We start from the raw sequence: 10,535 nt of genomic DNA on the forward strand, positions 1-10,535 counted from the left end.
TGGGAGTATCTCACATCCTCAACTGCATCTGTGAAAGAAAGTCCAATATTTGTGGACTATAGTGCAATGTGCGGCGTACAAACTTTTTTATAATGTAGTGGAGACAGTTAGTATTCGTTGTAACCGCTTGCAAATAAGCAGAGAATTGAAAACTTATCTGAAGACAACGATGAAATGGAGTGGGCTGCTGTGAAATTAGGAGTTAGCATTTATAGTTTGTATGCTGCATTGCAGGACAAACGTCTAAGTATATCCGGAGCATTGGAATGGATGAAGGAGAATGGCGCAGATCACGCAGAAATCGTGGACTTGGATTTGGATCTGCTCAACCATCCAGAGCGTGTAGAAGAGATTCGTACAACAGCAGAACGGATTGGGCTTGAATTGTCCAATTATTGCATTGGCGCGAACTTTGCAGGTCATGACGAAGAGGGATTGAAGCGTGAAATCGAGCGTGTGAAGTCGCATGTTGATGTGGCGAATCGCCTTGGTGTGAAGTTCATGCGTCATGATGTGGCATCGCGTCCGCTTGAACAGACAGGTGCTGCTTATTTCGAGCAGGATTTCCCTCAGCTTGTCGAAGCATGCCGGGAAATTGCAGATTATGCTGCCCAGTATGACATTGTCACAAGCGTGGAGAATCACGGATTCTATACGCAAGCTAGCGAGCGTGTGAAGCGTCTCGTGCTTGCCGTAGATCGCGACAACTACAGAACGACCATTGATGTAGGCAACTTCGTATGTGTAGACGAGAATCCACTCATTGCCGTGAAGAACAACCTTGAATTGGCGTCGATGGTGCACTTCAAGGACTTCTATATACGTCCAGCGGATCGCAATCCTGGTCAAGGCTGGTTCCGCTCTCTGCATGGCAATTATTTGCGCGGTGCAATCGTGGGTCAAGGAGACTTGCCAATCTACGATATCGTTCGCGCGGTGAAGGCATCTGGATTTGACGGCTATGTCAGCATTGAATTCGAAGGGATGGAAGACTGCCTCAAAGGCACGAAAATTGCGATGGACAATGCCCGCCGCATTTGGGAAGAAGTATAAATTCGACAGATCATTCTGGATGAAACATACAGATCAAAATTAGGAGGACTAACATATGAGCAAAGTAAAAGTTGCAGTTATTGGTACAGGTTCGATCTCGGAAATGCACTTTAATGGCTATAAGAACAATAGCGAAGCAGAAATTATTGCTGTGTGCGATTTGAATGCGGAACGTGCGAAGGAGAAGGCAGTCAAGTACGAAGCTCCAGATGCGATCGTATATACGGATTATCATGAATTGCTTCAAAATCCAGATATTGATGCAGTAAGCATCTGTACATGGAATAATTCCCACGCACCAATTGCGATTGCAGCGCTCGAAGCAGGCAAGCATGTACTTGTAGAGAAGCCGCTTTGCATGACAGTTGAGGAAGCGCTTGCGGTACAAGAAGCACAGAAGAAGAGCGGCAAGACGCTGCAAATCGGTTATGTGCGCCGTTATGGCACGAATACACGTGTATTGAAAAAATTCATTGACGAAGGCGAGCTTGGCGAGATTTATTATGCGAAGGCATCCTGCATTCGCCGTCTTGGCAACCCAGGCGGCTGGTTCAGCGATAAGGAACGTTCCGGCGGCGGCCCATTGATCGATATCGGCGTTCACGTAATCGACCTGTGCTGGTACTTGATGGGCAAGCCGAAGGTGAAATCGGTAAGCGGCAATGCGTATTATAAGCTTGGAAATCGCAACCATATCGAGCACTTGGACTTCTATAAGGCAGCGGATTATGACGGTGGTAAGGTGAACACGGTTGAGGATATGGCAAATGCGCTTATCCGCTTTGAAAATGGTGCATCCCTTGCGGTGGACTGCAGCTTCTCGCTTCATGTGCAGAAGGATGATATGTATGTGAAATTGTTCGGCGACAAGGGTGGCGCTGAAGTAGAGCCTGAATTGAAGATCATTGGCGAGAAGCATAACACGATCTTGAACATGACGCCGCAAATTGATCATCTGACATTTGATTTCAACAATGGCTTCCAAGGCGAAGTCGATCATTTCATCGATTGCGTGCAAGGTCGCACAGAGACGATCTGCCCTGCAGAAGATGGCGTAGAAATGATGAAGATTTTGTGCGGCATTTACGAGTCTAGCACAAAAGGGACAGAAGTTGTTTATTCCTAATTGAAGCTTCTATCGATGCATGAATGGATCCAGAGCTTGGTGTTGCGTTAGTTCTCAGTTGAGGCTATCCGTGTTAGGCAATGCATGATTTATGTCTGAACCAAGTTCAAGTATGAACCTGAATCATAGATGTCACGGAAAGACAATATCACTACCACTATAATTGAAGGAGTGAAATTTCATGACGATAATTACGAACCCTATCGGAGTCATTACAGACAGCTTCCGCATTCCTGTGCGGGAAGCGTTGGTGAAAGCTAAGGAAGTGGGCGCAGACGGTGTCCAAATCTATGCGGTTAGCGGAGAAATGGATCCGGCAAACCTATCGCCTCAAGCGCGCAAAGAAATGCGCAGTTATATCGAATCACTCGGTCTGCACGTATCTGCACTGTGCGGTGACTTGGGCGGACACGGCTTCCAAGATAAAGAGGCGAATCCGGCTAAGGTGGAGAAGTCCAAGCGCATTTTGGACTTGGCACTTGATCTGGGGACGAATGTGGTAACGACGCATATCGGTATCGTGCCGCATGAGCAGAATTATATTTTCGAAGCGATGCAGCAGTCTTGCGAGGAGTTGAGCCAATACGCGAACAGCCTTGGCGCGCACTTCGCTATTGAGACGGGGCCAGAGCCTGCGGCACATTTGAAGTCTTTCCTCGATACGTTGTCCGGCATAGGAGTAGCTGTCAACTTCGACCCTGCGAATATGGTCATGGTTACAGGGGATGATCCGGTTCAAGGCGTACATACGCTGAAGGATTACATCGTCCACACACATGTGAAGGATGGCGTGAGATTGCGTGAGGTTGACCCGCGTACCGTATACGGCATGCTGGGCTTCGAGCCAATGTCGCATGAGAAGATTGCGGAAATGGCAACGAGCGGTCCATTTGAAGAGCTGCCGCTTGGCGAAGGCAAAGTTGACTTCGATGCTTACTTCCAAGCTCTTGTTGATATCGGCTACAAAGGCTATTTGACGATTGAGCGTGAAGCAGGCGAAACACCTGAAGTAGACATCCGCAAGGCTGTGGAATTCATTAAGCGTTATAGATAATAGTTCGAGTTTCAGAAGGGACAGATGTCGCAAGTTATGCGGCTTCTGTCTCTTTTTCTTTTGTCTATCATGGGTCGATCTTTCGTTTATAGGGAAGGTAGTCTGTAAAAATATGAGATGAAAGCGATGTCATAAAAATAGACTGACATATTTCTTGTGTGCTTTTACATAAGGTAAGAAGGGTAGTTCGATATTTTGTACAGAGAATAGGAGTGGTAATGTGCACGCGATCGACAAGTTGGCACGCATGGTAGGCGAAGTGAAGGAAGATGCTGCTTGGGAGATAAAGCTTACTCCTGAGACGAACCTGGTCGATGAGGTTGGCCTCGATTCACTGCAACTGATTCAGCTTATGTTGAAGGTGGAGGAGCAGTTCAACGTGCAAATGGATTTTGAGCGGTTCGATTACGAGCATTTGCAGACGGCTCGGGCCTTCATAGGATTTCTGGAATCACTTGGTGCTGAGGTGCAGCTGCATGCGTAGTCCTCTGCCGGAGGAACTGCTGCTAAGATCTATGCCGCTCTATGATGGGCCGCGCCTTGTCATGGGCATGTTCGATGCGGAAGCCTATTGGCGTCCTTCCGAGCTGGCGAAGCTGCCATCGCTTCGGCCAGTGCAAGAGCACGCTGCTGCCGATTATATGGACGAGCTGCTGTTCCCATTGTGCGGAGAAGATGGCCTCGCCGTGACCCGTCATCCACGGAATGCGGCGCAAGCTGCCTATTTGCATGATGCAGGATTTTACTTCCGCTCGTTGGCATGCAACAACGCTCAGACTAACGGGAACGAGCAGAGGAATAAGGATGTATTCCAACTCGTATCGGAGCAATGCACAGAGCCGAAATGGAAGAGATTGATGCGGGAACTCCCGCTTGCTGCTTACGCGGTTATTCCCTCTGCGGAGGCGTTTGTTCAAAAGTATGGCCTGGACGGCGCAATTCCTGATGCGGAAGTCGTTAAACAGGTGAATTCGAAGGCGTATTCGCTTCGTCTTGCACAGCAGTTAGATTTGAACCCTCCAGGCAGACTTGCAGAGGGAGTGGATGCCGTGCAGCAAATTGGCGCTGAATTGCTTAACCGTCACGGCAAGCTCATCTTGAAGGATCCCTACGGAGTATCAGGCAGCGGAAATCTAGTCGTCGAAGTTTCGGCACTTCTTACTCGCCTAACTGATTATCTACGTGCTCAGGAGAGGGCAGGCAAGCAGGTACAGTTGATCGTTGAGCCTTGGCTGAATAAGCAGGCGGACTTCTCCTGCCAATTGTATATCGCATCGAACGGATGGACGGAACTGCTCGGCGTACAGCGAATGGTGAATAGACAGCTGAATTATGGCGGTTCATATGCAGCGGATGCACATCTAGTGAACCGATTGGCAGAAGCGGGTTACTTCGAACATATGGAACGTTTGGCCGCTCAGATGTATATTGACGGCTATTTCGGGCCCGTATGCATTGACTCTATGCTGCTGGAAAACGGTGAAGTGTTTCCAGTAGTGGAGATTAACGCTCGACATTCCATGGGAATGCTGAACCATTGCTTAGACGCCCATTTGGAACGCTGGGGGAAGCGCAGCTTCTTGACATGTCTTCAGCTTGGGCTCCCTGAACGGGAACAGCAATCGAGTATGCAACCTAGGAGCATGGTAGAAGAAGACGCAAGAACCGCAGGAACCGCCGATCAAGATTTGTCTAGCTCCAGCACTCAATTCGAGCAGTTGTTGATGCAATTGGATGAAATAGAACTGTTATGCACACCGGAACGTCGCACGGGCGTGATGCCGTTGTCTGCGAATACTCTCTTCTCACCAACCGTTCAGAACCGCTCAGGACGCTGGTATGTGTCACTTGTTGCGGATAATGCTGCCGAGAGTGAGGCGTTAGGCAGTCAGCTTCATCAAGCGCTTTTGGCATTCGGCTACCGGATTTATTCATAGATAAGATGGAACAGCATCGATCGCAAAGTAGGTGTTCACACTGCTAAATACTTCACCCATTACCATTCTGACCTCGGGAAATTCACTCGGTGCTTATGTACCGGGGATTCGACTTGTAGAGCAACTTAGACGGCGCGGGATTCCAGCAGAAGCTGAAGTGCTGGAGCGCCTCTTCCCGGAGGAGACACGCCGCAACATGATTCGCACGAAGCCGCTATTTCACAATAGCTTCGAGGCAGCTAAGATGGGAACCCGAATGGCGCGAGATATTGGTCTGACACTGGATGAAGGGGCCGTAGCCAATCTACTTCAGCGATGGAGAGATGAGGGAAGGTCGGCCTTCCTTGCTGTGACAGGGTTCTGGATACCTGTTCTGCAGCGATATGAGAAGATGATGCATCCTGAGCCAATACGCGCAGAGTTCTTACGACTGGATGCAGTCGATACGCCGTCCTATCGTCCATATGAAAATGTATATTCCCGCTATCGCCATCATTGGCTGTACAGACTGGGGAGAGAGGGTACAAGCGAACTTCATGCCAAGTTGACCATGTCGGATGCAGAATTCGTTCCCTATACAGAGCGCGAGAGACGGATTGTCGTGCACGGAGGTGGCTGGGGGATCGGTACTTATCGGAGCAAGATTGCGAATATCCAGCGCCATTACTCACTTGCCATCGTGGCATACCATTCAGAGGAAGTGCTAGATGCGCTGCCGTGCGACCGAATCTATATGACCGATCCGAATTGGCACCCGTGGCTGGAGGAATCACTGTCGTATGATCGGACTATGCAGGCTGCTCAAGCCACTCAAACTGCTCAAACCACTCTAACCAATCTATCCAATCAAATTGATACAGCTTATCCGCCAATGGCTGAATGGAAACGGAATGAACCGCTCACCTACGAACGGGGCACGAACGGGCCGCTGCTGTATGAGGTGATTCGAAACAGCTTGGCCATCGTCAGCAAGCCTGGTGGCGGAACACTCATCGATTCGTTGTCATCCGCCACCCCGTTAATTTACCTTGAGCCATTCGGCGAACACGAACGGGCAAATGCAGAGCTATGGGGACAGCTCGGCTTCGGCATTTCCTATGACCGCTGGCTAGAGGCGGATTGTTCTTGGGAAATGCTGTATGAGCTGCACTGTAATTTAAAAAGCCAAACGCTTTCACTATCTGATTTCGGAGGGATGTATACATGACGCAACCGAAGACAAGTGCGACGTTAACGCGGACAGAGTTCCGTTCCTTGAAGCAGACGCTTCATAATATGAGCACGGGAAGCCGAGGTCTGAAGGAGGATCCATCCTTTGCCTTCGATCTGCCAAGGGATATCGGCATTAAATTGAACAATGGCTGCAACTTGCGCTGCAAGCACTGCTTCGAGTGGAATCCCGACGGTTACCATCATGAATTCGAGCGTCAGGAAGCACGGAGAGAAATCGAATTCTCGTTAGTCGAGAAAATATTTGAAGAAACGAGACCTTACCGCTCGCGCATGTTCCTGTGGGGCGGCGAGCCGCTCATGTACTCGAAGCTGGATGAACTGTGCGAGCTGCTGGCGGCAGATCCTCGAATTGCGACGATCTGCACAAATGCGGTGCTGGTCGAGCAGAAGCTGGATTCGCTGCTCAAGCTGCCGGAGGGTGTCACACTGCTGGCTAGTCTGGAAGGATTCGAGGAGGAGAATGATGCGATTCGCGGACGAGGGATCTTCCAGAAGGTAACGGCGGCTATACAGCTGTTGCTGGATAAGAAGCGCTCGGGTGAGTTCAAGGGGGATGTATCGATCAGCCTGACGATCAATGACGCGATGGTAACTCGACTATATGAGTTCATGGAATATTTCGAAGAAGTGGGGGTCAATTCTGTCTATTTTGTTTTCCCATGGTATATTCCGGAGGCTGTTGCAGAGCGAATGGATTCGTACTTTGCCGAGCATTTCGGGTGGCTGGAAGCGGCCCACGATCCGATGAAGAAGAGCTGGCATTCGTTCACGTATCATTTGTCGCCGGAGAACTTAGAGCCGCTGCTTGCGGAGATGGAGAAATTGCGTTCACGCGTCTGGAATAATCGCATTCGTTTTCAACCTGCATTAGAAGCGGACGAGGTGCGAGAGTTCATTCTCGGCACCGAGCGTCCGGGCATGCGCCGGAAGGAATGTCTGGCCTTATCTACGCGCATGGATGTGCTGCCTAACGGCAAGGTGAATCCATGCAAGTTCTTCCCGGAATTCACAATTGCGGACTTGCGGGAATCCAGTTTGAAAGAAGTCTTCCACGGAGAGAGCTACAACAAGCAGCGCGAAGTATTGTCCTGTGGATTAACGCCGGTATGCTCGAAGTGCGTGCTCCTGTATAATAATGGCGCTTAAACGCTGACGGGAAGGGGAAGGACTTCCATGAGTGCGATTACGGTCAGAGGATTAAGCAAGACATTCACCTATTACCGCAAGCAGAACGGTCTTAAACATTCCATTCGGAATCTATTTCATCGGGAACAGTTGTACCGTCATGCTGTTTCTTCAATTTCATTTGAGATTGAGCAGGGAGAAGCGGTCGGATTCATTGGTCCGAATGGGGCGGGAAAGACCACTACGTTGAAGATGTTGACTGGTATCTTGCACCCAACGGATGGGGAAGCACGTGTACTCGGCTACGTGCCGTGGGAGCGCCAGCAAGCGTTCAAGCGCCGCTTCGCGATTGTCATGGGGCAGAAGAGTCAGCTATGGTGGGATTTGCCGGCGAATGAATCGATTTATTTGAACAAATGTATCTATGGCGTGGACGATCTGGAGTACCGCAAAACGTTGGATGAGCTTGCTGAAATGCTGGACGTTACGCATTTGCTGGGTGTGCAGGTGCGGCGATTATCGCTAGGTGAACGGATGAAAATGGAGATGATTGCAGCGCTAATTCATCGCCCCCAATTGCTGTTTCTTGACGAACCTACGCTCGGCCTCGATTTTGCCGCACAACAAAATGTTCGCCAGTTCCTAAAGGCCTACAAGGAGGAGAAGAAAGCGACAATCCTCTTAACAAGTCATTACATGCGTGACATCGAGCATGTATGCAGCAGGGCGCTCGTGATTCATAGCGGAGAAATTGCCTATGACGGGGCGCTTGCGCGGATGAGCGGATCATTCGGACGGCGCAAGCGAATGAAAGTACGATTTACTGCATTCGTTCCGCCTGAGCAGCTGCAAGAACTTGTTCGTCTTCTTGCCGAGGTGCGGGAGCATCAAGGAATGTCGGCTGAATTGGAAGTGGCAGCGGATGAGGTGAAGCCGCTGGCACGATTGCTGCTGGATCATGATCTCGTTGAGGATTGGACGGTCGAGGATGTTCCAATCGAGGAAGTCATCGAACAACTATATGAAGCAAAATGTGCAGAACGAGAAGGGGAAGAAACGGATGGGGAAGCTTCCGGAGCAGAACGACATGCAGCAGAAGGATAACCGTAATCAGGATGAGTGCAGACAGGAAGAACATAGTCAGAATGAGCATAGCCAGGATGAGCATAGCCAGGATAAACCTAATGAGGGCGATCCTAATCAACGGAGCGAGGATAGGGCGGAATCTACATCCAATCGGAGGAAATACGGCAAGTATGCTGCCGCCTTCGGGATCGGATTTCAATCTTCGCTCGAATATAGGTTCCAATTCGTCATTGGACTTATCAGTCTCTTCTTTCCGATCGGCATTCAGTCCCTGATATGGAGCGCGGTGTACCGCAATTCGGAGCAGCACACACTTTACGGATATGACTACGGACAAATGATCATGTACACGATTCTATCCGGTCTTATTGCGAAGTTCGTTATGACACAGCTGGAACACACAATCGCCGAAGACATTAAGAGCGGCGGGCTGAACGCTTATTTAATTCGCCCCATTAGTTACTTCTGGTATCGGGTATCAGCTTATGCAGGGAGCCGCGTCGTGACGGACAGTATCCTGCTCGGCTTAGTTGCAGCCGTGCTGTTCGCCGCTTCCCGTTATGGTCATGCTGTGCTGTCTTCAAGCCGCATCGCCTTATTTGCTGCTGCGCTTTTGCTTGCGGCAGCTGTACAGTTTCTACTCTCCTACGCCATATGCGCCTTAGCGTTTCGTCTTGCAGAGATCTCGTACTTCTTCGTGATCACAGGTCTACTTGTGCAAATTCTAAGCGGCGGCATCGTACCGCTTGAGGTATTCGGCAATACGCTCAATGGATGGTTCAATTTGCTCCCGTTCAAGTACACCATTTACTTCCCGGTCAATGTGCTGAACGGTCGATTGAGCGAGGGAGAAGCGTTAACGGGACTGCTTATCCAGTGCGGCTGGATTGCTCTGCTTGCAGGAGCAGCACATCTCGCTTGGCGAGCCGGGCTTAAGCGGTACATCGGGCTGGGAGGTTGAAGATGGGATGAGAACAAGCTGGTACTCGTTATCTTGGTGTCGTTCTTGGACTGACAGTGCGAGAAGTTACTTGCGTTTATACGGCGTGTTCGTGAAAAATTGCCTCGCTGCAAGCATGGAATATCGGTTCAACTTCTGGATGGGCATCGCTGTGGAGATTGCCTTCCTCTGTGCCAAGGCGTTATATATTCTAATTGTGTATCAGACCGATCTGCATATCGGAAGCTTGACACCAGATCATATTCTGCTGTTCATTGGCACTTATACGATGATGACAGGGCTCTACATGGGACTTTTCTATGTGAATTTCATTCGGCTGCAGCAATATGTGCGCGACGGGACGCTTGATCTGATGTTGACGAAGCCGATATCGCTGCAATTTTTTGTGTCGCTGCGTTATGTCGATATTGGTCTGCCTATCCCGAATGTCATCGCCGGTGCGGTTATGATCGGCATCGGCTGGCATCGCGCGAATCTGCCGCTGGATGGCAATATCTTCGGCTTCTTCGCCTTGTTGTTATCTGCGCTGCTTGTCACGTATGGCATCATGCTGCTGCCTGCGCTGCTTGCGTTCCGTTTCGTTCAGACTGGCGCAGTGACCGAGATTGCTCATTCGATTTGGGACGCGAACAATATGCCTTTAGATATTTTCCCACGTTGGCTGCAGCGTATCGGCGTGTACGTGATTCCGATTTTTCTAATTAGCAACTATGCTCCGAAGTTTGTGCTTCATGAGCTGGCCGCATGGGATATTGTGTGGGCTATTGCAGCACCGCTCCTGCTGCTTCTCATAACGAGATGGTGCTGGAAGCGGGCTGTAGTTGGATATAGCAGCGCTGGAAGCTAGATAAGGAACGGAGTTATATGGAAGGTAGGAAGAACACGAACATTAGGGACGGAAGTACTGAAGGACGGTGAATTCAAATGGCTGAACAAGAACAAGAACAAGAACAAGAACAA

10 protein-coding genes are annotated in these 10,535 nt (G+C 49.9%); all 10 read left to right on the top strand.

Annotation, left to right across the window (positions count from 1 at the left end):
- Positions 1-189: 189 nt before the first annotated feature.
- The 10 genes from BBG47_RS15185 to BBG47_RS15230 all read left to right on the top strand — a co-directional run bounded on the left by BBG47_RS15185 (position 190) and on the right by BBG47_RS15230 (position 10,422).
- The gene (locus BBG47_RS15185) at positions 190-1,053 is read left to right on the top strand and encodes a sugar phosphate isomerase/epimerase family protein (protein ID WP_065292395.1); all 864 of its coding nucleotides are present in this window, start codon (positions 190-192) and stop codon (positions 1,051-1,053) included.
- Positions 1,054-1,108: 55 nt separating this feature from the next.
- Positions 1,109-2,179 carry a Gfo/Idh/MocA family protein gene (locus BBG47_RS15190; protein ID WP_021257596.1) on the top strand — a complete coding sequence of 357 codons (1,071 nt, stop codon included), beginning with the start codon at positions 1,109-1,111 and terminating at the stop codon, positions 2,177-2,179.
- 181 nt (positions 2,180-2,360) lie between these two features.
- Positions 2,361-3,233 carry a sugar phosphate isomerase/epimerase family protein gene (locus tag BBG47_RS15195; protein WP_065292384.1) on the top strand — a complete coding sequence of 291 codons (873 nt, stop codon included), beginning with the start codon at positions 2,361-2,363 and terminating at the stop codon, positions 3,231-3,233.
- A gap of 220 nt (positions 3,234-3,453) precedes the next feature.
- On the top strand, positions 3,454-3,717 hold the full coding sequence (locus tag BBG47_RS15200; protein ID WP_083189324.1) for an acyl carrier protein: 264 nt from the start codon (positions 3,454-3,456) through the stop codon (positions 3,715-3,717).
- The gene (locus BBG47_RS15205) at positions 3,710-5,170 is read left to right on the top strand and encodes an ATP-grasp domain-containing protein (RefSeq protein WP_065292385.1); all 1,461 of its coding nucleotides are present in this window, start codon (positions 3,710-3,712) and stop codon (positions 5,168-5,170) included. The genes BBG47_RS15200 and BBG47_RS15205 overlap by 8 nt, the downstream gene beginning before the upstream one ends.
- 31 nt (positions 5,171-5,201) lie before the next feature.
- On the top strand, positions 5,202-6,377 hold the full coding sequence (locus tag BBG47_RS15210) for a hypothetical protein (RefSeq protein WP_254659832.1): 1,176 nt from the start codon (positions 5,202-5,204) through the stop codon (positions 6,375-6,377).
- On the top strand, positions 6,374-7,549 hold the full coding sequence (locus BBG47_RS15215) for a radical SAM protein (protein ID WP_065292386.1): 1,176 nt from the start codon (positions 6,374-6,376) through the stop codon (positions 7,547-7,549). Before BBG47_RS15210 ends, BBG47_RS15215 begins: the two co-directional genes overlap by 4 nt.
- 27 nt (positions 7,550-7,576) lie before the next feature.
- Complete coding sequence (locus BBG47_RS15220) at positions 7,577-8,632, top strand: ABC transporter ATP-binding protein (protein ID WP_065292387.1); 1,056 nt, start codon at positions 7,577-7,579, stop codon at positions 8,630-8,632.
- Positions 8,589-9,575, top strand: a complete 987-nt coding sequence (locus tag BBG47_RS15225) for an ABC transporter permease (protein ID WP_254659833.1) — start codon at positions 8,589-8,591, stop codon at positions 9,573-9,575. The genes BBG47_RS15220 and BBG47_RS15225 overlap by 44 nt, the downstream gene beginning before the upstream one ends.
- Positions 9,576-9,582: 7 nt before the next feature.
- Complete coding sequence (locus BBG47_RS15230; protein ID WP_065292388.1) at positions 9,583-10,422, top strand: ABC transporter permease; 840 nt, start codon at positions 9,583-9,585, stop codon at positions 10,420-10,422.
- The last annotated feature ends 113 nt before the right edge of the window (positions 10,423-10,535 follow it).

This window comes from Paenibacillus sp. KS1 (assembly GCF_001680695.1).
Taxonomy (GTDB): Bacteria; Bacillota; Bacilli; order Paenibacillales; family Paenibacillaceae; genus Paenibacillus_B; species Paenibacillus_B suaedae.